Origin of the sequence: Vibrio sp. WZ-1 (assembly GCF_052037695.1) — a bacterium.
Classification (GTDB): Bacteria; Pseudomonadota; Gammaproteobacteria; order Enterobacterales; family Vibrionaceae; genus Vibrio.
In genome coordinates, this window is sequence record NZ_JBQEQR010000055.1 from 74649 (window position 1) to 100952 (window position 26304).

Annotated in this window: 18 protein-coding genes; 5 read left to right on the forward strand and 13 right to left on the reverse strand. The window is 45.7% G+C overall.

Features of this window, described 5'->3' with window-relative positions; all coding sequences use genetic code 11:
* Positions 1-68 precede the first annotated feature (68 nt).
* Positions 69-878 (reverse strand): AraC family transcriptional regulator, encoded by an 810-nt coding sequence (locus ACTS60_RS05310; RefSeq protein WP_071235806.1) that lies wholly within the window; start codon positions 876-878, stop codon positions 69-71.
* A gap of 832 nt (positions 879-1710) precedes the next feature.
* Between ACTS60_RS05310 and ACTS60_RS05315 the strand changes: the two genes are divergently transcribed.
* Positions 1711-2430 (forward strand): helix-turn-helix transcriptional regulator, encoded by a 720-nt coding sequence (locus ACTS60_RS05315; protein ID WP_440887415.1) that lies wholly within the window; start codon positions 1711-1713, stop codon positions 2428-2430.
* A gap of 550 nt (positions 2431-2980) precedes the next feature.
* A complete protein-coding gene (locus ACTS60_RS05320; protein ID WP_010453508.1) occupies positions 2981-3688 on the forward strand; it encodes a DUF445 family protein in 708 nt (235 codons plus the stop codon).
* A gap of 42 nt (positions 3689-3730) precedes the next feature.
* Here ACTS60_RS05320 and ACTS60_RS05325 read toward each other — a convergent pair whose 3' ends face one another.
* Positions 3731-5071, reverse strand: a complete 1341-nt coding sequence (locus ACTS60_RS05325) for an MATE family efflux transporter (protein WP_038887017.1) — start codon at positions 5069-5071, stop codon at positions 3731-3733.
* Between the two features lie 185 nt (positions 5072-5256).
* On the reverse strand, positions 5257-8031 hold the full coding sequence (locus ACTS60_RS05330) for a glycoside hydrolase family 3 protein (protein ID WP_440887416.1): 2775 nt from the start codon (positions 8029-8031) through the stop codon (positions 5257-5259).
* A gap of 259 nt (positions 8032-8290) precedes the next feature.
* Here ACTS60_RS05330 and ACTS60_RS05335 point away from each other — a divergent pair, with 259 nt between their 5' ends.
* Positions 8291-9169, forward strand: a complete 879-nt coding sequence (locus tag ACTS60_RS05335) for a helix-turn-helix domain-containing protein (protein WP_440887417.1) — start codon at positions 8291-8293, stop codon at positions 9167-9169.
* A gap of 187 nt (positions 9170-9356) precedes the next feature.
* Here ACTS60_RS05335 and ACTS60_RS05340 read toward each other — a convergent pair whose 3' ends face one another.
* Positions 9357-10652 carry a carbohydrate porin gene (locus ACTS60_RS05340; protein WP_440887418.1) on the reverse strand — a complete coding sequence of 432 codons (1296 nt, stop codon included), beginning with the start codon at positions 10650-10652 and terminating at the stop codon, positions 9357-9359.
* A gap of 343 nt (positions 10653-10995) precedes the next feature.
* Complete coding sequence (locus ACTS60_RS05345; RefSeq protein ID WP_440887419.1) at positions 10996-12996, reverse strand: family 16 glycosylhydrolase; 2001 nt, start codon at positions 12994-12996, stop codon at positions 10996-10998.
* Between the two features lie 384 nt (positions 12997-13380).
* Between ACTS60_RS05345 and ACTS60_RS05350 the strand changes: the two genes are divergently transcribed.
* On the forward strand, positions 13381-14385 hold the full coding sequence (locus ACTS60_RS05350) for a LacI family DNA-binding transcriptional regulator (protein WP_440887420.1): 1005 nt from the start codon (positions 13381-13383) through the stop codon (positions 14383-14385).
* A gap of 90 nt (positions 14386-14475) precedes the next feature.
* Here the strand turns inward: ACTS60_RS05350 and ACTS60_RS05355 are convergent, their stop codons facing one another.
* The 6 genes from ACTS60_RS05355 to ACTS60_RS05380 form a co-directional block, all read right to left on the reverse strand.
* Positions 14476-17925: a hypothetical protein gene (locus ACTS60_RS05355; protein WP_440887421.1), complete on the reverse strand. Its 3450-nt coding sequence runs from the start codon at positions 17923-17925 to the stop codon at positions 14476-14478.
* 65 nt (positions 17926-17990) lie between these two features.
* Positions 17991-18974, reverse strand: a complete 984-nt coding sequence (locus ACTS60_RS05360; RefSeq protein WP_045392218.1) for an ABC transporter ATP-binding protein — start codon at positions 18972-18974, stop codon at positions 17991-17993.
* A 13-nt stretch (positions 18975-18987) separates the two neighbouring features.
* On the reverse strand, positions 18988-19941 hold the full coding sequence (locus ACTS60_RS05365; protein WP_191116697.1) for an ABC transporter ATP-binding protein: 954 nt from the start codon (positions 19939-19941) through the stop codon (positions 18988-18990).
* Positions 19938-20930 (reverse strand): ABC transporter permease, encoded by a 993-nt coding sequence (locus ACTS60_RS05370; RefSeq protein ID WP_045392221.1) that lies wholly within the window; start codon positions 20928-20930, stop codon positions 19938-19940. Before ACTS60_RS05370 ends, ACTS60_RS05365 begins: the two co-directional genes overlap by 4 nt.
* Before the next feature lie 8 nt (positions 20931-20938).
* The gene (locus ACTS60_RS05375; RefSeq protein ID WP_440887422.1) at positions 20939-21913 is read right to left on the reverse strand and encodes an ABC transporter permease; all 975 of its coding nucleotides are present in this window, start codon (positions 21911-21913) and stop codon (positions 20939-20941) included.
* A 103-nt stretch (positions 21914-22016) separates the two neighbouring features.
* Positions 22017-23651 carry an ABC transporter substrate-binding protein gene (locus tag ACTS60_RS05380; protein ID WP_071235802.1) on the reverse strand — a complete coding sequence of 545 codons (1635 nt, stop codon included), beginning with the start codon at positions 23649-23651 and terminating at the stop codon, positions 22017-22019.
* Positions 23652-24177: 526 nt separating this feature from the next.
* Between ACTS60_RS05380 and ACTS60_RS05385 the strand changes: the two genes are divergently transcribed.
* Complete coding sequence (locus ACTS60_RS05385) at positions 24178-24957, forward strand: ABC transporter substrate-binding protein (protein WP_440887423.1); 780 nt, start codon at positions 24178-24180, stop codon at positions 24955-24957.
* On the opposite strand, the gene ACTS60_RS05390 is transcribed toward ACTS60_RS05385, so the two are convergent.
* Both ACTS60_RS05390 and ACTS60_RS05395 read right to left on the reverse strand, forming a co-directional pair.
* Complete coding sequence (locus ACTS60_RS05390) at positions 24933-25979, reverse strand: LacI family DNA-binding transcriptional regulator (RefSeq protein ID WP_088880240.1); 1047 nt, start codon at positions 25977-25979, stop codon at positions 24933-24935. The genes ACTS60_RS05385 and ACTS60_RS05390 overlap by 25 nt on opposite strands.
* Positions 25980-26101: 122 nt before the next feature.
* Positions 26102-26304, reverse strand: a 203-nt coding sequence (locus ACTS60_RS05395) for a hypothetical protein (protein ID WP_440887424.1), incomplete at its 5' end; no start/stop codon positions are given.

Consider the following 26304-nt stretch of genomic DNA (forward strand, 5'->3'; position numbering starts at 1 on the left):
AAAAACCGCGATCCATGCGCGGCTGTTTCTCAATAAGCAATTTAATGAATAAAAACAGAAGCAGAATATTAATGCTGTTTCTTATACTGCGAAGGTGACAATCCTTGTAAACGAGTAAAAGTATGCGTGAAAGTACTTTGGCTCGAGAAACCTGTAAACTCAGCAATCTGTCCAAGCGTTAAGTTACCTTGCTCAATCAAATCACGTGCCATATCGATGCGTTTACCTAGCACATACTGATGCGGTGTAATGCCCATCTGATCTTTAAACAAGCTGTGGAACTGGCTTTCACCCAAGAACACACTCCCAGCCAATTGCGCCACACTGATTTTATGACTCAAATGCTGCTCGATATAGCGGTCAATCGCTTCCAAATCAAAGCGAGACTCTTTCCTAGACGTTTCAAATGCCGATATATGACGTTGCATCAGAGCAATCACAGTGTCATTACAAGCACGGCTAAGCAGTAAGTCGTCGGGATGATTGCGCATCTCTTGCACCAGCATCTGAATCAGCTTTTGGATTTGGCCATCCAACTGGAAGTAAAGGTGAGATCGCTCTAGGTTATTGATTTTCTGAAGCATCTCTGGTTCGTCACTCGCTGGTTTTGGCATGTTGAGCACCAAAATATCAGACTGATGAATCACGCCACCGAAAGCATGATCAGAAGACGCCGTTACGATGCATCCTTGTCCAGGACCAACCAAGTTACCCTGTCCGCGGACTTCAAATTCTGCTTGTCCTTTCAAGCCGATCACAATCTGGGTGTAAGCATGATCATGACAATCCATATAAGACGGAAGCGTGATCAGCTCTGCTGGCTTAGGCAGCATGATCTCTTTATATAGCGGGGCTTTCGGGTTATCTGAATCACTCATTTCGAACTGTCGTCTTTACACGGTCTGCTTACACCTTGGCATCATATACCTTCTCGGTTGGGTTGCAAATCTTCCCCAATTCAATCGCACAAGATCAAATCAACATGATCAAAGCACTCAACATGATCATAGTTCCGGAACGATGATCATGCGAGCGTAACCTACGGTCATTGCTCAACCAATTTTATTAACAAAAACCGAAAGATAGATAAATATCTATAATTTGGCCGCGCACAGGACGAAGATCCTCATTCCCTATGACTCACACTTCTGACGCTATATAGCCGAAATGACGATAAATTCATGGATAGCACGAATCTGGCAAGCGAAATAATCGCTTAAAAAGAAGATTTTTTCTTTAAAACAGTAGCATAGAGGGATTTCCCCCCTTTCGAATATGCCTCTAATTCAATACATTAGATCTCGAGCTTCGGAGGCATACGACCCGGAGCTCATCGGTATCTTATTGATACCTCTAATTTACTTAGCAGACCCTCGCTATGTAATTTAGAACCTCTTCTACACGTCGACAAGATTTATCTTGTGTTGCCAGCCCGTCTTCAGGCTGGCTTTTTTTTGTCTCAAGCCAATGAAAGCAATGGCATAAACTGATAGTATGGCCGCACTTAATTCCATCCCAGTGTAATGAAACTCGAGGCTTCGTCTCACGAACTCATATTCGCTCATTACACAAATCACGAAAGCATGATCAAGGTTAGTACCTGTAATACCAATCAATGTTATCTGTTGGGATAAGCCTGCTGATCACATACCAAACGTATGTTGCTTCTGTGTTCAGCAGTATAATAAGCAGTAATAAGTGAGCCATCTTGTGAATATTCCAGTCAATGCCATAGAACAGTCGCTTCTCCGACAGCTACCGGGTTGTTGGGGATGTAAAGATAAAGACTCCGTATTCCGCTATGTAAACCAAGAATACGCTGAGCTTTTGGGGCATACTTCTCCCGACGAGTGCATAGGGAAAACCGATTTTGATATGGTGAGCCCAACGACCGAGTGTGCACGTGAGTTTCAACGTCAAGATCATTACGTAATTGAAAGTGGCGAATCTCTTAAAATTCTCGATATACATCCATACCCCGACGGCCGTTGGCGAGCGCACATTTTTACCAAAACACCTTGGCGTGATGATGACGGTAATATTGTCGGCACCATTTTTTATGGACGAGAGTTGACGGATACCGCAATCATAGAGGTTGGATATTGGGTATGCCGAGCAATCGGCGTACATAACGATGAAAAATCTATTTTCCGCTTCTCTAACCTAAAACCAGAGCCAGAAAAATTGACCAACAGAGAGCAAGAAACACTATTTTTGCTCCTGTATGGAAAGAAGCCTCAATACATCTCTCAAGTAATGGGCATTTCAACTAAAACAGTAGAAGGCCACGTAGCACGCTTACGCACCAAATTTGAGGCAAACAGTAAAAATGAGTTGATCGATAAGGCAATGGAAGCTGGCTTCGGCTCAATCGTGCCTCAGACCCTTCTGAAAAGGCAACTCTCCGTTGTATTAAATGGAGAACGCTAGATATTTAAACACTGCGAGCCATCACATTTGGCTCGCTACCAGCTCTTCTTTCCTCGCTGCACTAAAAACTTTCGTGACCTCACACATATAAAATCTTAAATATGAAACAAATTATGGGATCAACATCACAATAGGTGTGGTATTATAGCGCCCCGTTGCGTAATCGTAAGCAGTGGACACAACGCAGAGTCATACGCTGGATCGTTTGTAATTTCACTTTTTGAGAAACAGCTATACTCATTAAATGGCTTAGTTATTACATTAATAATAAGGTGATTAGCTTATGTGTAAATGTGGTTCAATGCAGATCGTACAAGTAAAACAAAGTTGGGCTGACAAGCTTTTCGGCTATTCAGAACGATGGAAATGCCAACTTTGTAGTAAGATCTTCCGCATCTAAAACGTTGCGAAACCAACAAACTACTTAAACCCTATATCAATAGGGAATAGAAAAGCAGTGGCCCGACAATGATTGTCGGGTTTTGTTTTTTCTAGTAATCCCCTAAAATCTCCCCCCATAAATCTATCACTTATTCGAAAGTTCCATTTCATGAACAAGAGCTTAATGACAAATATTCTGGCCCTAGCGTTAATGGGGGCTGGCTACCATATTCAAAATGATTACCTTTGGTTCGCGGGGCTGTTTGCATTTTCTGGTGCAATTACAAACTGGTTAGCCATACACATGCTGTTTGAGAAAGTACCTGGATTATATGGTTCAGGCGTAATTCCCGCTCGTTTTGAAGAATTTAAATTCGCAATCAAACAATTAATGATGGAGCAATTTTTTACTGAAAAAAACATCGACCGATTCCTGAATCAGGAAATGTCAGGTGGGGTTAACATCGACTTAGAACCTGTCATTGAGAAAGTAGACTTCGAGCCTGCTTTTGACAAGCTTGTTGGCGTAATCGAAACTTCGTCATTCGGCGGTATGCTTGCAATGTTTGGCGGCTCAGAAGCACTTCAACCTTTAAAACAGCCGTTTGTTGAGAAAATGCAGGAGTCGATGGTTGAGCTCAGTCAGAGTGACACCATCAAACAAGCTTTAAAAGAACAGCTTGAATCACCAGCAATGATGGATGAAATTAAACAGAACATCGAGGGCATCATAGATCAACGCCTAAGTGAATTGACGCCAAAATTGGTAAAAGAAATCGTACAAAAGATGATTCGTGAACACCTAGGCTGGCTTGTTGTTTGGGGCGGTGTTTTTGGTGGTCTAATTGGTATAGCCACCTCAGCTATTAGTGCTTAAGCATTAAATGATTAGGGCCCTCACTCAGGGCCCTTTTTGATTTTAGCTGACTCGAAACTTAGTCCACACTTGTGAACGCCAACGCCTTGCCATAATGATCCCACGTACCCACTCATCAAGCGCCATCGCCATCCAAGCACCGAACACGCCGTAGCCCATATGAATACCGAAGACATAGGAAAATAACACCCCCAGTCCCCACATGCTTAAAATACCCATTTGTACCGGGAATTTGATATCACCAGCCCCCTTCAGTGCCGAAATGAAGATCAAATTAAACACGCGTCCCGCTTCCAGCAAGATAGACCCCAGAATCAAAGCACCGGTTAATGCCAAAATTTCTGGCTGATCGGTGAAGACGGTTAAAATTTCATCTCGGAACAGGTAAATCAACGTCGTCGCCGTTGTTGATGCGATAAAACCCACTAAAAAGTAAATTTGAACACGTTTTAGAATACTTGTTATCCAACCTTTACCGATGTAGTAACCAGTCTGAATCTGCGACGCCTGGCCAATTGCTAAGGCAAATGCAAAAGAGAAACGGGCGATATTTTGCGCATAAGTTAATGCCGCAAGCGATGATGTTCCCATCTGCACTACAAAATAAACGATGCAGATTTGCGCCATATTGTAAGACAAAACTTCACCAGCGTTCATGCCACCGATTTTCAAAATTTTCTTGTAAACGTCACCCGACACTTGTTTTAGCTTTGACATTGGCACGTCAATGCTACTTCGGGTCAGGATCACACCAAGCATCAATGTACCGATCACTTGGCTAACGACCGTCGCAACCGCAACCCCTTCGACTCCGTACACAGGTAGGCCAAACGGCTGATAAAGCGCAATGTAGTTACCGATGATGTTAAACACGCCAGAGATGAGGTTCACCACCATTGGTGATCGCGAATAACCGTGGCTCCGCAAAATCGTAGTAAAGACGATACCGATGGTCACGTTAAACGTCATTGCACCACTGATCAGTAAGTATTCTCGAGCGTACTGCTCAACTTGGGCTTCTAAGCCGTAGTATGGCAAGAAGAACACCGCCCCGATCACAGCCAGCACACTCAAGAATACGCCTACAAGCACGGATAAAGCGATACTTGCAACACCCACATCAACCGAGTCTTTCTCGCGTCCTGCACCATTATATTGCGCAATCAGAATCCCCGTACCACTGCTTACAAAGGTGGATACAATGATTAGGAAAAATGTTAATTGTGTGATTACCCCAACGGCGGATACCGCTTTGTCTGAGTAACCACTCAACATAAATACATCGCTGGTTCCTAAAGCCGTCCGTAGCAAAATTTCCACAAGTATTGGCCAAGCTAATGCCACAATGGACATACGCTGGTTGATATTCTGGCTTTTAGGCATGTGTTTGACCTTTCCTAAAACTAAAAACTGCCCCACAGAGAACTGTGAAGCAGTTTGAGTTATCGACTAATTTTGTGCGCGGATTGTATAACTTTTAAACGCAAAGTCACGTTACTTTTAGGGGTATTTACAAGAAACATTACCCAGCAACAACAAATCCATAAGCCTACGCTATCATTCATTATTTACTGCTTGATTATTTTGATTTTTTCCAGCTCTAAACCCGGCTTAACAAAGTCGATATCTAGGGTGTAGAACCCAGGGTTCAACTTCACCTTCAAACCTTCTACCGTAATCAGTTCACCATCCGTGCCATGCATTGGTAACGTCATACTGAAGTCTCCATTGAGGAATAGACTGCAAGAAGATTGAGCCAGAGAATCACGCTCGTACTTCATCATGCCATTGAACTGGTATACACCTTCCTCGTCCACCTTAAGCACAACCGAAGCGTTCACTTTCGTATTCAAGGTAATTTCCTGTTCAACGGAATGCGTTTCTTCACTTGGTTGCTCAGTTTGTGCAATAAAGGTTTTGATTGGCTCGTAAACTTTCAGCGGTCGTTCCATGACTGGAGCGGCCATGATGAAGCGACAGATATTCATCGCAGAGCGTTGCAACTCCCCAATGGTTAGTGTGCCGTTTTCTAGCGCTTGTAGCGTGTCATCGCCCATCGCATTGCTCTCTGCACCGTCATTCTCGACCACCATGTAAAGATCGTTTTGTGCACGCACCATAAATGAAGTAAAGGTTTTACTCTCTTCACCCGCTTCGATTGGGTCATTCATCTTCGCCCACCAATCCGTCATCACAATACCGGTGTAGCCCCACTCATTACGCAGAATAGTGGTGTTTAAGTCGTAGTTGGATGCCGCCCAATGCCCATTCACTGGGTTGTAAGACGTCATGATGGTGGTCGCATTACCTTGCTTCACTGCCATCTCAAACGGCTTGATATGGATTTCACGCAGTGCACGCTCAGACATGATGCTGTCCACATCCACACGAGCGGTTTCTTGATCGTTCGCCGCATAGTGCTTGATGGTGCCCGACACACCCGCTTTGCTTAAACCACGAGTCTGCGCTGCCGCCATTACGCCCGTCATAAACGGATCTTCAGAGAAGTACTCGAAGTTACGTCCATTCAAAGGGTGGCGATGAATATTGATTCCAGGGCCAAGCAAGGTATCGATGTGGTTGGCACGCAACTCTTCACCAATTAGGAAGAAAAGCTCTTCGTTTAGAGCAGAGTTCCAAGTACAACCAAGTAAAGTGCCAATCGGTACTTGCGTTGCCTTATGACCACTGTCCATACGAATACCTGACGGGCCATCTGCCGCTGCTGCTACGGGAATTCCTAGTTCAAACAGGCTGTCAGACACACCACCAAACGCGGCTGCCGTTCCCGGCGTCACTTTCGGGCTGCACATACCTTCACCACGAACGATAGTGGCAAGTTGCTCCGGTGACATCTGCGCGACAAAATCTTCAAGGCTTGCTTTACCTTGTTTAACGTCCATCAACTTGATGCCTTGGTTGCCGGTCAGTTCGAACGTGCGAGGCATATTAGCTTGAATACGTTCTGCCAAAGAGACAGTGCGTTGTGACGTAATTTCATGGCTCAACACATAAGTGCCATTGGCATTCTTCTGCGCCGGCTTCATGCGTTCAAATTCATGAATTGGCGCACAAGCTTCACTCAAGACTTCCACAACTAACGTATTATCCAGTTGCAACGTCGCGGTCACTGGCTTAGCGTGACGCACACTTTCACCAATACAGAACTGGTAGCATCCAGCTTCTAGGACATAGCAGCTGCGATGTCCGGTCACACCGCTGTCATCGTAAGAGGCTAGCGAAGCGACAGGCACTGAGATACGCACTAGCCCACTAGCACCCGGCTTAAGCGTTTGTGTTTTAGCAAAACCAGCCAACACACGAGCAGGTTTACCTAGCTTGCCTTGCGGCGCTTCAACATAAAGCTGCACCACTTCTTTAGCAGCAAATTCAGAGCCCACGTTGCTCACTTCAACATCAAAGTGCAGCACAGCGTCTGCGCCTTGCCCTTCGGTCGTAAATTCTACTAAATCACGGCTAAAATCGGTGTACGACAGACCAGCGCCAAACTCAAACTGCACCACTTCTGGATTAAAGGTTTCAAAATAGCGGTAGCCCACGTAGATATCTTCAACGTAAATATTACGATCTTTGCGCCCGAAGTTCGCTGAAGATGGATAATCCGCAAGATGGTAGGCAATCGAGTCAGTCAGTCGACCACTCGGTGATTGATCGCCTGACACGATATCCGCCAAACCATGACCGCCTTCCATACCCGCAGCCCAGCTGTAGAGCACACCTTTGATGGATTCATTGCCTTCGATGGTGTTTAACCACGCCATGTCCATGATGTTGGTGACGTTCATCACCACAATCACGTCATTGAAGTGGCGATTGACCTTGGCGATCATGTCCGCTTCTTCCGCGGTTAAACGGTAGCTGCCCGGCTTGTCGGCGTTGTCTTGGTCTTCTCCTGCGGTACGGCCAATAAACACCATGGCTTTGTTGGAGTTCGATGCCGCTTCTGCCACGATGTCATCGGTAAGTGGCATCTCTTGCTGGAACCAAGGTTCTGCTGCCCAGCCGCCGCCGCCATCATCGAATGGGTGCTCAGCGATCCAATCTTGGTATACAGCGACCAACGCTTCATTCAAACGAACCTTTGTATTAGCTCGTAACCCGTCCAGCGCGCTGATGGCGTATGGCACATTAACCGCTCCACCTGAACCCGTGCCACTACGATGCGTATCAATTTGGCAGCGGCCAAACAGCGATAGGGTATCTTGCGCGGTCAAAGGTAAAACCGCGTCATTGTTTCTGAGAAGTACAATCCCTTCGGCTGCCGCTTGTCGGCTTACAGGGACGAGGTTCTTTTGCGCTTGGCTAATTTGTTTATTGTTCATACACAACCACACAACCGTTCAATTTGTTTCGTATTTCAGCGCGCTGAATGACAACGGGTCATTAAAGTCACGCGAGTCGTTATTGGCATCGTGCTTTTCACCGGCTAGACAGGCATCGGAGGCGAGTTGAAAAACGTCGCCAGCCCTGCAAAAACGGGCAAAAAACGTCGATGAGAATTCGTTTTTCTATGTGGAAATAGTATGCTGACCAGATGCGCCATTCTACCAAAATGGCGACAGTAAAAAGGAATATCGCGACATGAGCATCATCTACCAACTCAAAGCACATCAGAAGCACAGTCATCTCAAGTTTGCCTACGTCGACGGACATCACCATTGTGATTTTGCCGCGCACAAACATGACTTTTCTGAACTATTTTTAGTGGTCAGTGGTAGCGGTAAGCATACGGTCGCGGAATACGAATACCCGCTACACAAAGGCGATGTATTTGTGATTAATGGCGACATCGAGCATGGCTTTCGCGACGTAAACAAACTCAAGATCATTAATTTGATGTTTGATTCCAACACACCGTTTTTTGAAATACCTTCCATGCGCCAGTTGTCCGGCTACCAAGCCATGTTCAAAGTAGAACCTATCGCGAGACAAACCACCGAGTACAAAGCAAAACTGACCCTCGATCGTCAGCAATTGCCAGAAATCGAACGCCTTTTGTCAGATTTGAAGTCGGAATATGAAGCCTCGCAGCCTGGGTTTGAAGTCATGCTAACCAGCTTAATGCAGCAGTTGGTGATCGCTCTTTCCCGAATGTATCAAGACCAAAGCCAAGAGTTGCCACAAACCACACTTGCACTCAGCCGAGCCTTGGTATTTATTGAGCAGCACTTCAGTGATGTCGGCGTAAACAGCGATGCAATTGCGAAGGCAGCCTTCATCAGTAAACGTCAGCTAGAAAGGCTATTTCGCCAGTTTTTAGACACGTCTCCGAACCAGTATTTACGTGATGTGCAGTTGAACTACGCGACAAAGTTATTGTGTGAAGAGAACGAGCGTTCGGTTCAGTACATCGCCGAACAGTGTGGTTTTGCGGATAGCAACTATTTCTCTAAGTGCTTTAAGCAAAAGTTTCAGCACAGTCCGAGAAGTTACCGCAAAGAACATTTCTTACTGGCATAAAAAAAGCCGCTATGCCAGCGGCTATGAATGGGTAACCATCCACTGCAATATAATCGAGCTCCCCCGTTATGTACTTAGTCACTTACAACGCCATAATGTTAAGTAAACTATGTATGTTCTCGCATATTGCTAAAGGGATTTGATGCGGCCCCCAAGAACCGCACCAGAGTTAAGAACTACAAGGTGATTACCACCAAGCTTCAAACATTGCGCCAACCGTAAGCGTATCTACGTCAGTTGCCACTTTTTCACCGCTGTCATTAAAGCCAGTGTACTCGTTATCTGCATTACCCACTGTTGCGTAGAAACGTAGCATTGGACGAGACCAGGTTTCAGGACCGATCGCCATATTTTGTGACAGTGTCATTTTCCAAGAGCTATTCGTAGCATCAAAGTCATCGTAATCCACAACGCTGTAACCTGCTTCTAGCCAAGTAGAGTGGATGTCGTTCCATTGGTAAGTAGGACGAACGATCGCGTTGTAGTTTACGCGGCTATCTGTACCTTCAACTTCAAGCGATTGGTATGCAGCCAAGTATTGCACACCTAATTTGTCAGTAAGAGAAGTGCCGCCATCAAAACTAACCAGCAGTGCATTCTTGCCTTCTTCTAACATATGGCTGTAAAGAACACTGTCTGTGGTGTTATCAGAGTAACGAACCACTAAACGTTGACCCGCAACCGATAGCTCACCTGCAACTTGGTAAGCGGTCAAGTCATCACCATCGAGCTTTTCTGATGCAAAACCGTAGTTCGCATATAGGCTTAGATTCGCAGATTCACCTAGCTGAATACCGTGTAGCTTACTGGTGATAGCGTAACGGCCTGTATCGCCAACCATATCACCTTCGATTTCTCCTACAGCACCGAAGTCCAGTTTCGCCCCACCTAGGTTAAGGTTGTAGAAACCCGCACCCTGGCCATCGTGTGTCATCCAAAAGTAATCGTTCAAATCTGTTTGTGGACGTTGGTGGAAGTCACGACCAGCCCAAACGTAAAGGTCTGGCTGCGACTCAAATAGGTTTGTTGCACCAGCATACATCTTCTTCACGTTTACGCCGCCATCATCAGCCCAAGAAGAGTCAGCCCAATGGTCTAGCATCAAAACGATATCCCAAATCGCACCGCCATCACTCTTAAACGCTTTCGCTAACTGGAACTCACCACCGTTGCCTTCGTTACCTAAACGGCCTGTTGCATTCGCATTCAATGCACCGAACGTACCTACGGTTTGAGCATCACTGCCTTGGTAATGCGCGCCGTAACGAGCGTAACCAGAGAACACGATACCCAGAGGAACATCTGTTTCTGGTGTTAATACGGCTGGTTGCTGATCGTAAACGTAGCCAGTTTCAATTTTTTGTTCTAGCTCTTGAATTCGTTTTTCAAGTGCTTCTACATCAGAATTTGCAGCAAGAGAAGGTAGAGAAGCAAACGAAGCCGCCACTGCTAGGGTAAGAGGTAAAACTTTAAAGTTTTTCATGATAACTCCATCATTATTATATTTTGCATTTCCAAGAAAGCGCTTTCTTAATGGGGCAAAAATTTTTGCCTAAAATGAGCAAATTGAGACAGATTTGAGAGAAAAAGACAGAAATCCTCAAACCAGTAGCAAAAAAGCTATTCCCTAACGCTTTTAACGGCATTATATGGACAAAAAGCGAGCTAAAAAGTGATCAAACTCACCAAGAAAGCGTTTTCTTGATGTATAGATCACATCATTGCAAGGTTTGATCATTGAGCTGAGTGATTGATCCGTTTACTAAACAAAAAAGCTCACCTTGAAAGGTGAGCTTTGGTTCATAATCTCTATTTAATAGCAGCGGTTAAGGTGCAACAAAGCGAATATTGCGTAATTTAACGTGTAGGTTTTCTCCACCTAGCCCTTCTAAAACAAATGGGTTGGTTACGCTATTCACATCAAATTGACTTCCTGGTGAGAAACGATTCTCCGCAGCAATAAAGTCAATAACTGGAATTGCGTATGTATGCCATTGCCCATCAGCCAGTAGCCCTTGAGGAGAATCCGCTAACGCAATATCACTCACATTTGGCCAACCGCTATCCATCTTTATCAAGACATCTGAATTACTGCCTAAATCAACAATATTGATATCAAACTTTAACACCCAGTTTGCGTATCTACTCATATCCAGTGCTGACTCAGCGGTAAAAAATAGGTTTCCTGCACCGCTAAATTGTGCATCTAACATCCCATCCGAAAAGTTGCGGCTATCAGGTGCATCAGCGGTATAACCATCTAATATAAAGCCTTCTATTATGCTGTCAGCAGCAATCACCAACGGTTTGGTAAAAATAAGGTTATCGACTTTAAACGCGAGATCAACATTGTTGACGGGTTCAAACACCACGGGGTTGCTTACGCCATTGATGGAAAAGCCATTGGTGCCTGCAGCAATAAAGTCATTCACAGGGAAAGTAAAGGACTTCCACTCATCGACCGCTGGTAACTGAGCAAATGGGATATCAATAGGTGCTAGTGCCGGATAGCCGCTATCCATTTTCACCGATAGTGCACTTGCGTTACCCGACACCAAGTTCAGATCAAAACTTAGCTCGCCATCGATGAAATCAGCCATATCGAGAGCACTATTGAGCGATTCAATATAGGCATTACCGTTATCGATAATCGAGATGTTAATTAGGTTATCAGCAATAGTGCGAGTGTCATTACTGCTGTCATCCCAACCATTTAAGTTAAAGCCATCTAACAAGTCACCACTTGCAAATAATGGTAATGACATAGCAGAAAGATCCACTTCCTTCGGAAAATCTGGCTCCTCAACGCCCTCATTTACAACCGCGTCGCCAGATGCTGGTGTCGCACAGCCTTTACCAGTTTCAGGATCGACACTACATTGATAAATACGGACATAATCTACCTGCATTTCTGCCTGCTCAATGGTTTCATCAATCCCACCATCATTAACAGATGATGGCCAACTTCCCCCCATAGCAAGGTTTAGAATCAAGTGAAATTTCTGGTTATATGGTGCATCGTCAGTACCACTGATCCAATTACCATCATCATCTTGGTAATGACTCCACCAGCCTTCACTGCTTTGCGTCGCATAGTGAACATCATCCACATACCAACGGATTTCACCCTGCTCCCACTCGATAGCGTAAGTATGGAAATCATCGGCTGGGCTAATGTTCTCATCACCAAAGTCGTACTCTTCACCCGAGTAAACATTGTTCGGCCACGCTTTACCGTAATGAAGGGTGCCATGGACACGATTTTCTCTTTTCTCGACCCCTTCGTGCTGATAAGTGGTACCAAGGTTGACGGCTTCCATGATGTCAATTTCTCCTGATGCCGCCCATCCTCCATACACATAGTCCGTTGGTAGCATCCAGATTGCAGGCCAGGTGCCTTGTCCTAGGGGTAATTTAGCTCGAACCTCAAAGCGCCCATACTTCCAGTCACCTTTATTCATAGTCCGTAAACGAGCGGAGGAATAAGGCAGCGTTGTTAACGTTTCTCCATAACCATCCGATCCTTCGACACTGTCTGGCCCAGTAGTATCACCTTTAATCACTCGAATGGTCAGCTTGCCATCTTGAACAAATGAGTTCTTAGCATCATCTACGTAACACTGCTGCTCAGCATTGCCTCCTCCCCAACAGTTCTTCTCGTGATTCCACTTTTCACTGTCAATTTCTGCGCCATCAAACTCATCACTCCAAACTAATGCCCAACCGTCCCCAACACTTGGCTCTACCGTGTCATTTGAGCTACCGTTACACCCAACTAGAGACAGAGACAGCAAACCAGTGGTCACCACCAAAACGTCCTTTTTCATTTTTCTTTCTCCTATTACGCAATCCAAAGAAAGCGCTTTCTTGTGGTTGCGATAAAAAAGATGGATAATCCATCTAACAATAAACGACAAAGGTATGGTTTAATTTCATAAGCATATGAATAACCATACAATGATTTTCAATTAATAGAGTCTAGTAATGGTTTGGCTTGGTGTATGTGATCCCAACACCTATGAAAGCACTTTCTATTGCTGCAGTTCACATTTGAGCTTAATTTATAAACCGATTCTACCCAAGCCCAAGGTTCTTGGAGATATCACTCACACAGAGCGCGACTAAGTCGACAAATGTGATGCTTTCCCTATGACGAATCGGGAACGACGAGTAACATGGTTCAATAATTAGAATGGATAAGGTACTTCCCATTGATCACAATTAAAGAAGTCTCTGAGTTGGCGAAAGTTTCTCAATCTACCGTCTCAAGAGCGCTAAACGGCCATCCTACGGTAAAAGAAGCCAATCGAAAAAAGGTATTTGATGCCATTGAAAAGCTAGGTTACAAACCAAATGCTTTTGCTCAGGCCTTGGCATCTAGCCGCTCAAACAGCATTGGTATGTTGGTTGGCTCTTTAGATGGCCCTTTTTACGGCCCTTTAATGCACCATGCGGAAAATACCGTTCGCGAAAGCAATAATCATCTGATTGTGACCAGCGGTTTAGAATCCCATTCACGTGAAATTGACTCGATCAATTTCCTTCGCTCTAAGCAAGTTGATGGCTTGATCATTCATTCCGATATGCTGTCAGACGATGAATTGATTGAGGTTATTGAGAAGACACCATCTACCATCGTACTCAACCGTTACATTCCTGAAGTCGCAGATAAGTGCATCTTTATTGATAACGAATTAGGTGGCTACTTAGCAACAAAACACATGCTTGAAAATGGTCACACCAAAGTGGCTTGCATTACCGGTCAGTTAAGTAAAATTGATAGCCGAGATCGCTTACAGGGTTATCGAAATGCTCTTAGCGAACACGGCATTGCGTACGATAGCAACTTAATTGTCGAAGGTCGTTTTGACCATGAAGACCGTGGGTTAAATCATACTTGTGCACGACGATTACTTGACCGTGACCCTGAAATTACCGCCATCTTCTGTCATAACGACAACATCGCTCTCGCGGTGTATGACGTCGCGTACGAACGCGGCTTGGAGATTGGTAAGGACATTTCTGTTGTCGGCTTCGATAACGACAGCCACAGTCAACATATTCGACCAAAACTGACCACAGTAAACTTCCCTGTTCAAGAGATGGGATATGAAGCAGCTCAAGGAGTGATTGCTTTAGTCCACAAGCAAGAGCGCGTAATAAAGCACAAGTTAACACCTGAGCTGGTTGTACGAGAATCCGTCGGTAAACGTTAATTTCTTTGTATCTGCGGCAGATACTCTTCCAACTTAAAGCAAATACAAAAAGGCCCCGAATGGTATCGGGGCCTTCGTTTATCAAGTGTATTACGCTCTCAAGAAAGAGCTTGGAATCGACACAATCACTTTCTCAATCTCGCCTGAGCGAGCAAAGATGGCATTACTTTGTGCTTTCGGGATAACCAAACCTTCAATGACTGACTGCTTGCCATTTGAATGAGTGAAAACCATGCCAGCTTGAGCTTTAGACTCAACAAGTTGATAAATCACTGGCAATTGACAAAGCGTGAATGCCAACTGATCTTTCTCTATCACGTAACTTTGTGTTTTACCTGACACACTTTGGCAAGAGAACGACGCCGACTCCGTCAAGAACTCATGGCGATGCAGCAAACGTGGGTCGATGTGAATCTCACCTTCTTCAACCAAAACACCCAGTTCAATAAAGCGCGTGATCACCTCTTCTTTCACCTGACCCGTCATACCTGGCTGCTGCGCACCAGCATGCTTTGGTGTATGCGAGTATGGGTCTGTTGGAAATGCGCCGTAGTTTTCTGGCGTTTTGTTGAAGCCAATACCTGCGCGAACTCGGTAGTAGTATTCCGCCAACTTTTGCGTTTCTTCACTATCGGCATCCAGTTCACGCGCTGCCAAGTAGTTTTCTTGTACTGCAAGCAAAAGCTTAGAAACCATGTGCCAGTAGATACAGCCCAGACCTTCGTAACCAAACATGGTGCCTGAGCGGCCAGTAAACGCTTTGTGGTTGAAGACTTCTTCGTACAGCGCTTCAACCGCTTCCCATCCATCTTCCGTTACGTCAGTATAATCACTACGTAACTGCTGAATCTGTGCTTTGAGATAACCGCTGTTTTCTAGGCTCGCATGGAAGTGGAATTGACCTTGCTCGTCAGCACTGACTAAACGTTGGTCGCCCTTTTTCAGCATCGAACTTAACACTGGCACCGCATTGATTTGCGCGTCCGTTAAGCTGTTCTTGTTCATGAATGCATTTAAATCACGATCTGGATACAGCATGAAGCTGTGTTGATCTTCGCGGTACATCTCGCTGGCAAACAGATTATCCAGTAAGCTCACCGCTTGCGCTGGTGTCAGCACGCCAGCGCTTAGGGCTGCCACTTGACCTTCCAACATTGGGTACAACTCTTCCACCTTCAAGCTTTCCGCAGAGTAAGTCAATATGTTGTAGGCGTTAAACAGGCCATCTTCACGCAAGTTGCTAGCAATGCTCGAATCCAGCACGGTCAAACTCACCTCAAGTAGCTGCTTGATAGCCGATGCTTCGACGGTAGTTTTGCCCGAGAAACCGTTCACACGGTATACACGCTGACGGAAGTCCTCGGCGGCTTTCTCTAGCTGAGTCAGGATCGCTTTGCGAGTTTGGCGAGTTACGGTTTCTTGGCGAATCTCTTTTGCCGCTTCCGACAAGATACGAGTGGTTGAGAGTAGCCACTCAAACACTTCTTTCGACATGCTGACCGATGCAGGTGCATCTGCCAACAGTTGCTGCAAGAACACGACATAGCGACGCATGTAGTACAGCGTGACCATCGACAAACCATTGCCGACAATTGCGTTGTTGGCATCGTTCCACTCTGGTCGCTGAGTATTGAGCCAAATACCGCCATCCAGTACCAAGTTGCTCAGTTTCGCCAACAGTGGCACCAGCACTTTTTCGGTCAGGTTGACCATGTATACGTCGCTGTCGCTACCAAGCACCAGTCGCCCATCGCTGCCCATCTCAGATACACGTTGTTCGATACTGTGTTGCAGCTCATCATTAAACGTCACTGTATCTTTTGGATTGACGAATAGCTTCTCAACATCACACAACTCGTAAGGCACGTTCGCGTAGCTGAATACATCCGATTGCATCATTGCTAACAGATCATCACGCTGATACTTATCTGCTAACTCTAGGAACTTAAGTAAGTAGATGATTTGATGATCGCCCCAGTAACCAATGTTGCTCCATGGGTCATCTGGCTCCAGCATTTCCCAGTCAATGCCATCTTTGGTGATACGATATGGGTTGTAACCATCCATTGTGGAAGCATTCACAAACTTAGCTAGGAAAGATTGAATAAAGCCAGGATAGCTCAGCGCAATCGCCTCCCAGTTTTGGAAGATGTCGCGCCAGTTACCTTGGTAAGAAAGCAAACGCTCGCCATTGTCGTCTTTCAGTTTGATTTCGTAGTGGTTCCAAGGGCGGCTTGGATCGCCGTGGCGACGACCAAACGTCAGCGGCAGATATTCGTAACTAAGACGGATTAACTGCGCATCGTCACTTTGCTTAGCCAAGCTGACGAGCTCTGCATGAGTAAACTGCTCAGGCAGATCAGCAAACAACCCTACGTGACGCTCAAATACAAGACGGTTGGCATTGCGAATTGTCGCAAGTACGTCTTTTTTGTCTAGAGTGTAGTTGTTTTCAAATACCCCACCACGCATGTTATTAAACAGTACGTTAGCGTAGTGGTGCACACTGGTCTCTTCTTCTGCCGTGATTTGCCAAGCATCTGCACCAGACATCAAACTTATCAATTCTTGCTGGTTAGCAGCGATACTCTGCTCAACTTGTTGCGTCATGTTCACTGGCTGCGCAAGACGATTACGCATCGCCGTCACATCGCTATGGTTCTTGTCGATGTCTGCAATGATCAACCAAGACTTGTTCTGGTTTGCTTCTAGCTTGATAGACTTATGGATCAAGTAGCTGCCGCGTACGCCTTTGGTCAGGGTTTCGTTTTGGATTTCACGATCTTGACGGAATGCGTTCACTTGGCTGCTGCTGAGTAAGCGCTGGCCATAATCGTTATCGACACTGAACACGGTCGTTGCCAGCAAAGATTCCGCTGGTTCAGCGCGATCACTAAGTTTCGCATACATGGTAAACAGCGCTAGTGAACTACCATCAAGCAACTCATTCCATTTATAAGCGTCCACCAATGCGCTGCGTGTTTGCAGTGCAGACAGCGGTGCGCCCGATGGCAATAAGTTTTGCAGGCCATCAATCAACTCAATCTCTCGAGTGGTGCCTGACAGATCGGTGATTTGCGAACGGCGAACAAAGCCAAACTCTTCACTGGTGTTCCAGCTGTATTGGAATTTTAGCTTTAACGTGTGATTAAGCTCTTCAAAAACAATCTTGTCGCCAATGGTGTTTTTGTACAGATGGCGCTCAACTTGGTACAACCCATCATGATGGCGGTTGAATGGTTCCCACATCGCCACGCCTTGTTCACGAGCGACTTTGATGATGGTTTTTGAACCAGTATTTTCTGCATTCTCGTGAATATGGTCGACAGATTTGTATGGGAACAACGCGTTCTCTGGACGAATACGACCTGCCGACAAGCTGCCCGTAGATGAAATAAATAGCCAATGGTCACTGGCTGACACGACACTGATGAAAAACGGGTTCATTTGGTCTACATGAGAAATCTTGTAGTATCGTTCGCCGTCCAAATCGACGAAACGTCCCTCTACGGCTGGGCAAGAATAATGTTCAAAAGTCATAATGTTCTTCCAATAATTATGAAAGCGCTTTCTTTCTACGCTTTTTTTAATAAGCTAATTTGTTTTTATCCTAAGTGGTGACAACGTGCGTAATGGTTCTCCGCCACTTTTGTCGCGTCAGGTACTGATTGAGTACACACCTCTGTCGCCTTTAAACAACGAGTCGCAAATGGGCATCCCACGCTACTTGGTTTCCAAAGCGGAATGTCGCCTTTTTTCGCCATCAGTTCACGCTTACCTGAATTTCCTACTTCTGGCACTGCTGAAAGCAGCAACTGGGAATATGGGTGTTGCGGGTTTTGCGTCACGCTATCACTGTCACCCCACTCGACCATATGACCCACGTACATGACGGCGGTTTTTTCCGCGAAGTAACGTGCGGTCGCGATGTCATGGGTGATGTACATGAAAGAGATGCCGTGCTTGTCTTTAAGATCCGACATCAAGTTTAAAATGCCTAAGCGAACTGACACGTCGAGCATTGAGATGGGTTCATCCGCCAGAATCACTTCAGGATCGACGGCGATCGCACGAGCAATCGCAACACGTTGACGCTGACCGCCACTTAGCTCATGTGGGTATTTTTCTGCGGTTTCTTTCACCGGAGACAGACCAACCAGCTCAAGCAATTCGTAAACCAGCTTTGGAATCGCGTCTTTTTCCGCACGGTTATGGATCAGAAGCGGACGTGCAATGTGGTGATAAATAGTATGAACTGGGTTCAGCGAGCCAAATGGGTCTTGGAAAATCATCTGCACTTGGCGCGCGTATTCCAGCTCGCCGTGCTCTTGAATGTATTCACCCAACTCTTGGCCTTTGAACGTTACCTCACCATCGGTTTTGTCGTAGATGCGCGTCAGAACGCGTGCGCCAGTGCTTTTACCTGAGCCAGATTCACCCACAATAGCCAGTGCTTCCCCTTTGCGCAGTTCAAACGTAACGTCATTCACCGCTCGCATCAAGTTGCTTTTTGCTGACTGACCAATAGGAAAGTCTTTCACTAGATTCTTAACTGAGAGAATCACTTCTGGGTTTGTTACGTTATCCATTATTCTCTCCCGTTTACATCAAATGGCATGACACTAGGTTGCCGTTTGTGACTGGCACCAAGGTTGGATCGCTCTTCTGACACTCTGCAAAACATGCATTGCAACGCGCTTGGAAGTTACACCCTTGCGGGATTTTCAGTAGGTTCACAGGGTTACCCGGAATGCCGTATAAACGCTCTTTCGGTCCATGAATGGTTGGGAATGAAGAAATCAAACCTTTGGTGTATGGGTGTTGAGGATCACCAAATACGTTCTTCGCGTCCCCAAGTTCAATTAAGTTTCCCGCGTACATCACACCAATGCGGTCTGCGATTTCACCCATCAAGCTCAAGTCATGGCTGATGAACAGAATCGAGAAGCCAAATTTGCTCTTCAGCTCGTAAAGTTCATTAAGGATTTCACGCTCTACCACCACATCGAGCGCGGTGGTTGGTTCATCCATGATGATCAGTTTTGGCTCTAACGCGAGCGCAACAGCAATCACCACACGTTGACGCATGCCGCCACTCAATTGGTGTGGAAAGCTCGCCATGCGGTCGCCGTGAATGCCCACCACGCCAAGCAGCTCAACCGCACGGTCATACGCTTCTTGGTAATTCACTTTTCGGTGCGCAAGAATTACGTCGGTTAACTGCTCACCAATGGTGATCACTGGGTTCAAAGAGTTCATTGCACTTTGGAACACCACAGACACGTCATTCCAGCGGAAGTTGCGTAACTGTTTATCGTTCATCTTCAACACGTCCTGACCTTTGTAGAGGATTTCCCCTTCAGAGATCAGAGCCGGTGCTTTATGCAGACGTGAGATAGCAAATGCCAAGGTACTTTTGCCGCAACCAGACTCACCGGCGATACCGAGCGTTTCACCCGGAGCGATGCTGATACTGACGTTGTTCACCGCACGAGCTACGCCGTTTGGTGATACATAATCGACGCATAGGTTGTTAATTTCTAATAAGTTGCTCATCTTAGACCTCGGCGCTTATCTGCTTCTTTTTTCAGTTTGTGCCACAGCTTGATGTGTGGACCAGTACGAAGTTTCGGGTTACTCACTTGGTCAATCGACATGTTGATCAGTGCCAGTGCACCACCTGTGATTGCCAATGCCATGGCTGGAACTAACATCTCCCACCAAGCACCTGTGTATAGAGACGAAGACGTTTGTGCCCAGTACAACATCGAGCCCCAGCTCACTTCTGTTGCATCACCCAAGCCTAGAATGCCAAGGCCAGCTTCTGAGCCCATTGCGTAAATCACCGTGCCCAAGAAACCACCAAATACGATCGAGACTAGGTTTGGTAGGATTTCGACCAAAATGATGCGGATTTTTGATTCGCCCATCACTTCTGCCGAGATAATGAATTCTTTGCTTCGAATCGCCATGGTTTGCGAACGAATCACTCGCGCTCCCCAAGGCCAGGAAGTTATCCCGAGCAATATGGTGATGACGAGGGACCCCACCTGCCCTAAGAAAGCGGCGAGCACAATCAGCAAGGGTAGCTGAGGGAACACCAAGAAAACGTTAGTTAGGAAGTTAAGACGCTCATCGATTTTGCCGCCGAAGTAACCCGCAGAGACACCGATAATGACGGCTAAGCTCATCGCAATCACACCAGCAGAAATCGCAACCGTGAGTGATTTTCTCGCGCCGTGCAACACTTGGCTGTAGACATCACGGCCACTACGAGTAGTGCCAAGTACGTGCTCTGCATTTGGCGCTACGTGTGGTCTTGCAACACGACGGTCAGGGTCATGCGTTGCCAGCACAGGAGCGAAAATCGCACCAGCTAAAACTATCGACAGTAGCAAGCCACCGATAATGGCAGGCGGGTTGCCATAGAAAAAAGCGTACACTTTGCCGAAGCTTTTTTTGATTCGCTTCCAAGAGAATTTCGACTCACGAGTCATTAACTCATCGTGCTCTGAAGGCGTTGGGGTTTTGATTATTTTTTCCATGATGCACCTTAGTTCGAAATTCGTGGGTCAAGCCACACGTAAAGCAGATCAGCAATGAAGTTGGCAGTCAGAACCGCCGTCACTAAGATAAGTAAGATGGCTTGGATAAGTGGGTAATCACGCGCCACGATGCCTTTCAGCAGGATGTTGCCCAAGCCCTGGTAGTTGAACACCACCTCAGTCATGATTGAGCCAGCGAACGAAAAACCAATCGCCATAGCAATCGCTGTTGCAACAGGCAAAATCGCATTACGGCCTGCGTAGCGGCTCATTACTTTGTAGCTGCTTAAGCCTTTCGCTTCTGCCATGGTGACGTAGTCTTCACCCAGTACGTTGATCATTGCGTTACGCATGTTGAATACCCATGTCGAGATACCAACCACGACCATTGAGCCCATTGGCAATATTGCGTGTTTCGCTACACTGCTGATGAATTCCCAGTTAAAGCCAGGCTCTAACGAAGGGTCATAGGTGTAAGCCAACGGCAGCAGTTCCATCTTCAGACCGAAGAAGTAGAACAGCAATAAAGCGGTCACGATGTAAGGGAAGTTACTGATAAAGGCCAGCACTGGCGGTACGATTTGGCCGAACAGTCCTTCGCGACGGTAAGAGGCGTAAGTACCAATACTGACACCAATGATCAGCGCCACAATAAGAGACCCAAGGGCTAGGAACATTGTCCATGGAAGTGCCATCGCAATCACTTCAGATACGCTAACAGGGAACATCAAAACCGATGGACCAAGATCAAGCGTGAAGACACTTTTGATGTAAGCGATGTATTGCACAAAAATGTTGCCATCAACGAAGCCGTACATCTCACGTACAGCATCCATCTGAGCAGGATCCATTCGACCTTGCGCCGCAGCAAACAAGGCATCAACTGGGTCACCAGGCATTAAGCGCGGCAACATGAAGTTGAAAGAGATCGCAATCAGAAAGGCAGTAAAATAAAAGCCAAATCGGCGAGCTAGAAACGACATATCAAACCTTTAACTTACGAGCCACAACACGCACTTACTTTTGCAATTACGGTTGCGGCTCCGATGTTAATTAAAAAACCTACCTACAAATTGAAACCGCTAGTTATTTCAGGTGTAGGTTGTTCAGGATGATCACGCGCTTGCCGCCGTCATACCAAACCGGTTGGATGTAAGGGTCTTTTTCACTTGGCCAACCAACGATGTTTTTCGTGCTGTATTGGAACCAAGTTGGGTTTGAGAACAGCGGAATAAATGGCATGTTCTCTGCCGTGAACTCTTGAAGTTCTGAGATGATCGCTTCCTGTTTCTCTGCATCACCAATCTTACCGAAGCTGTCGATCAGCTTATCGATTTCAGGAGAGTGCACACCGTGACCAGCATGGAAACCTTTGCCGATACGTGAAGTGTGGTAGTACTCTTGGAACGCAAGGATTGGGTTATCCGACACCATTGACCAGTTGATTGACATAGTGAACGCACTGTCTTTCAAGTTCTTGTCGTATACAGCCCAGTCAACGGTTTTCACGTTGGCTTTGATGCCCACATCCGCGAAGTATTCCGTCACCATTTGTACGACTTGAATCCAATCCGTCCAGCCGTTTACGACTTCGATATCGAACTCAACCGTTGAGCCATCAGCATTGTCACGGAAGCCGTCGCCATTGCGGTCAACAATGCCCGCTTCATCTAGCAAGTTCTGCGCTTTCTTCGCATCGTATTGCGTTAGATGGCCGTACTTTTTGTTCACATTTTCGTCAATGTGATTTTTGTACAGCTCGGCAATACCGCCGACGTTGTAGTTCACGGTTGGATAACCATAAGCCGCGATATCAACAATCGCTTCACGGTCTAGTGCCATAGACAGAGCTTGGCGTACGCGCAGGTCATCAAACGGTGCTTTCTTAGTGTTTACGTACAAGTGAATCGCATCGTTCGCTGGGTACCAGAAGTGGTTGTTTTCTTTGTCTTGACCAACAAAAGTGGACTCAACGTCAGCAATAAAGTTTGAACCCCAGTCAATTTCACCTTTGATCAGAGCTGGCTGGATCTGCGAGTTGTCGTTGTAAGAACGGAAGTTCACGCAGTCTAGGTAAGGGCGATTTTCTAGGTAGTAGTTAGGGTTACGACACAGCTCCATTTGTTGTGGTTTCACATACTTAACGGTTGTCATTGGACCGCTACCCACCGGGTTTGGGTTGGTGAACGTTGTGTAATCCGATACCGTTGACCAAGTGTGTTTAGGGACAATGTGATAAGCACCAATGCTCCAAAGGAAAGTAGAATCCGGCTCTGCTAAATCAAATACAACTGTCTGCTTATCCGTCGCTTCAATACTTTTTAGGTTACCCGTTGGCCAAATCGCTTTAACATCAAATGCTGGAGATTTTTTGGTTAACTCAAAGCTAAACACCACGTCTTCCGCCGTTAATGGCGCACCATCAGACCATTTCAAGCCGTCACGTAGTTTTAGCGTAATGGTTTTTAGATCATCGGAATATTCAACCGACTCAGCCAAACGATAGTGTGTTTCCCCCGTCATGTTGTTCAACACAAACAGTGGTTCGAACATAATGCCGTGTAACGTGTCCTTAGTAGTGTATGGGTTAAAGTTTTCAACAAACCCGGTGTTGATGATTGGCACCGTCAGCGTACCACCTTGTTTGATGGTGTCCGCTTGAGCGGCAGTAGCAAGCATCATGCTGGCAGCAAATGTAGCGAGCAGAGTTTTCTTATGCATCACATTGTCCTTTTATAATGTTGAGTACGAAAAGAAAGCGCTTTCTTTGATTCTCAAAAAATAAAGCAACTTTAAGATGTGGTGTCATCAGCAAAATAATCTCTTACTCGCATCGACGGGCTCAAAACCACAAACAAGAAAGCGCTTTCTTATCGGGAGCAATATTCGTCAAAAAGTTCTTCTTGTTCAATATAGACCCATAAAAACAAAGCTCGGATCACAATCAAATAAAACCAATATATTCAACAACTTAAAAACAACCAAGATCTCACTTTTATTTTTTATATATAAAATTCAAAAACTTACAAACAAAGGCATATCCTTATATTTTGTGAGCTCATGCAAGTTTAAACCTTCACTCAACTTACTCAGAAACAGAGGCCAAAAAGTCGCCATTCACTATCCCATCATCGCAGCGGTGTCGTGCGCAAGTGCACAAATACTCATGACACAACAAGAAAGCGCTTTCAATTAGAAATTGGTAATGGAATCATAATCTAACCTAGGTAAATTCGAGGAAGAGGTAATGGTACAATTTTGGAATGGCAATAAATCCACTATTCGACAACAGTTTGAATGGAAAGTACTGCAACTCGCACTACAGAAAATTAAGCCAAACCTTAAGCTAAACAATGATGTAACGGATTATCCAAAGGCTGAACAAGAGGGACAAGTATTCTCCCAAGGAACCGATGTTTTAGTAACGGTCGCTGGAAACAAGAAATTCGAGCAGGGCTCGTATTTGATGTTGCCACAACCTTTGTGTCGAGGCTTGTTAGGTTGCCGTGTTTTGATCATCCATAAAAGTAGGCTGAATGAATTTAAAGTATTAAATGAAATCCAGCTTAAACAGCTAAGTATTGGCATTCCAGCGACTTGGGCTGATGCCGATTTATTTCGCACTAATCAATACCATGTTATTGAACAAGGCAGTTTAGAAGACAGATTGCTAGCGGTGCAAAATGGAGAATCGGATTACATGGCACTGGGAGCAAACGAAGCCGAAGCCATCGTGACGCAATACGCGCACCTTGTACCTGATTTAGTTGTAGAACCTACTCTTTTGCTCTACTACCCATTTCCCTTGGTATTTTATTGTCATCCAGAGCAAGCAGGCTTATTGGCGGATATTGAACAAGGCTTAGCGCAATGTAAAAACAGTGGGGAGCTAGATACTCTGTTTGAAAATACCTATGGCACTGATGTACGAGCAGTCAAGCTCCACCAGCGCCGTGTATTCCATTTAACAAATCCAATACTCCCTAGTGAACTGGCTTATTATCAATCGGACTTACTACCTATCTGAGACTCCTTAGGGCGGAATTTAGATACTGTAGACTCCCTTACGATAAGATCTATCGGGGGGAGTCGCGTACTGCGTTTCTCGCCAGTCAGTAGGCTTAAAATTGACTCCGCACAGACAACACCAATTTCCTCTACGGGCTGGCGCAATGTTGTTAAGCCAGGAGTGAAAAACTTGGAAGTGGGTAAATCATCAAAACCGATCACCGAAACATCTTCCGGTACTTTTATCCCATGATCGTGTAATGCTTTTATTGCACCATAGGCGGTCTGATCATTGGCTGCAAACAGTGCGGAAAAATGCACTTTCGATTCAATCAACTCTACCGTTCGGTCATAGCCAGTCTCGCTGCTAAAGTCGCCCTGCTTTATTAAATTGTTTCGTACTTTAATTCCCGCTTCGGTGAGTGCTTTCTTATAACCGACGAAGCGAGCAACCGCATCTGGCTGATTAAGTAGGCCTTTAATATGTGCGATGTTCACGTGGCCTTGTTGCAACAGATGCAGCGTTGCCATATGGCCGCCAAGCACATTATCAATATTCACTGATTGAAGCTTTTCACTGGTAAAGTTATACCCCACAGCAACGACCGGAATCTTTCTTGAGTACTCGACTAATTCCTGCTCTGTCAGGCTGCCTGCCACCACAATAACGCCGTCTACATTACTCTTTTCCAAATACTCAAGCGCATGTAGCTGCATACTGTGCTGCCAATACCCAGAAGCAATGATGAGTGAGTAACCTTTTGGTCCCAAAAAACGCTCCATATCGTTAAAAATACGACTGGTGAACGGACTTTCCGGATTTTGAACCAACACACCTATCGTCATGGTGCGAGCATTTAAGCCCTGGTTCATGCGGTAATTCGGTTTGTAATCGAGAGTTTTGATCGCGCCTTCTATAGCGACCGTTTTTTCTTGAGAAATGAAGGTAGTACGATTCAAATAGCGTGAAACAGTACTCGGAGACACACCGGCTAATTTGGCCACATCATAAATGGATGGAGAGCGTTTTTTCTTATTCATAATCATCCGCAAAGTCCAACATGCTAATAACAAAAATATAATTGACGAACTCGGTCCACTCAATGTTATTAAGTAATTACTTATAGACAAAAAGAGCCAGTGCGGAAACACTGGCTCTTCGCTTATCTAGGGTCTGTTGGCCTTTTGAGCTGATTTTTGCAGCAGTTTGTGGGTTCTTTATACAAGGCAGAGGCTTTGAAATGTAGTTGCCCTACCTGATAAGCCGATAACGCAGTAGAAAGGAGCCACAAACGCTGCCCGAAGGGTTCGGCTAAAAGCGTTTTACTCTTTGTTGAGAGGATTTTGCTTAGAATAACTAGGCTAC

What these genes read in the sequence shown, in the direction of transcription:
- ACTS60_RS05310 (WP_071235806.1), bottom strand. Translation starts at nt 878, where the DNA reads ATGAGTGATTCAGATAACCCGAAAGCCCCGCTATATAAAGAGATCATG.
- ACTS60_RS05320 (WP_010453508.1), top strand. Translation starts at nt 2,981, where the DNA reads ATGAACAAGAGCTTAATGACAAATATTCTGGCCCTAGCGTTAATGGGG.
- ACTS60_RS05325 (WP_038887017.1), bottom strand. Translation starts at nt 5,071, where the DNA reads ATGCCTAAAAGCCAGAATATCAACCAGCGTATGTCCATTGTGGCATTA.
- ACTS60_RS05330 (WP_440887416.1), bottom strand. Translation starts at nt 8,031, where the DNA reads ATGAACAATAAACAAATTAGCCAAGCGCAAAAGAACCTCGTCCCTGTA.
- ACTS60_RS05335 (WP_440887417.1), top strand. Translation starts at nt 8,291, where the DNA reads ATGAGCATCATCTACCAACTCAAAGCACATCAGAAGCACAGTCATCTC.
- ACTS60_RS05340 (WP_440887418.1), bottom strand. Translation starts at nt 10,652, where the DNA reads ATGAAAAACTTTAAAGTTTTACCTCTTACCCTAGCAGTGGCGGCTTCG.
- ACTS60_RS05345 (WP_440887419.1), bottom strand. Translation starts at nt 12,996, where the DNA reads ATGAAAAAGGACGTTTTGGTGGTGACCACTGGTTTGCTGTCTCTGTCT.
- ACTS60_RS05355 (WP_440887421.1), bottom strand. Translation starts at nt 17,925, where the DNA reads ATGACTTTTGAACATTATTCTTGCCCAGCCGTAGAGGGACGTTTCGTC.
- ACTS60_RS05360 (WP_045392218.1), bottom strand. Translation starts at nt 18,974, where the DNA reads ATGGATAACGTAACAAACCCAGAAGTGATTCTCTCAGTTAAGAATCTA.
- ACTS60_RS05365 (WP_191116697.1), bottom strand. Translation starts at nt 19,941, where the DNA reads ATGAGCAACTTATTAGAAATTAACAACCTATGCGTCGATTATGTATCA.
- ACTS60_RS05370 (WP_045392221.1), bottom strand. Translation starts at nt 20,930, where the DNA reads ATGGAAAAAATAATCAAAACCCCAACGCCTTCAGAGCACGATGAGTTA.
- ACTS60_RS05375 (WP_440887422.1), bottom strand. Translation starts at nt 21,913, where the DNA reads ATGTCGTTTCTAGCTCGCCGATTTGGCTTTTATTTTACTGCCTTTCTG.
- ACTS60_RS05380 (WP_071235802.1), bottom strand. Translation starts at nt 23,651, where the DNA reads ATGCATAAGAAAACTCTGCTCGCTACATTTGCTGCCAGCATGATGCTT.
- ACTS60_RS05385 (WP_440887423.1), top strand. Translation starts at nt 24,178, where the DNA reads ATGGTACAATTTTGGAATGGCAATAAATCCACTATTCGACAACAGTTT.
- ACTS60_RS05390 (WP_088880240.1), bottom strand. Translation starts at nt 25,979, where the DNA reads ATGAATAAGAAAAAACGCTCTCCATCCATTTATGATGTGGCCAAATTA.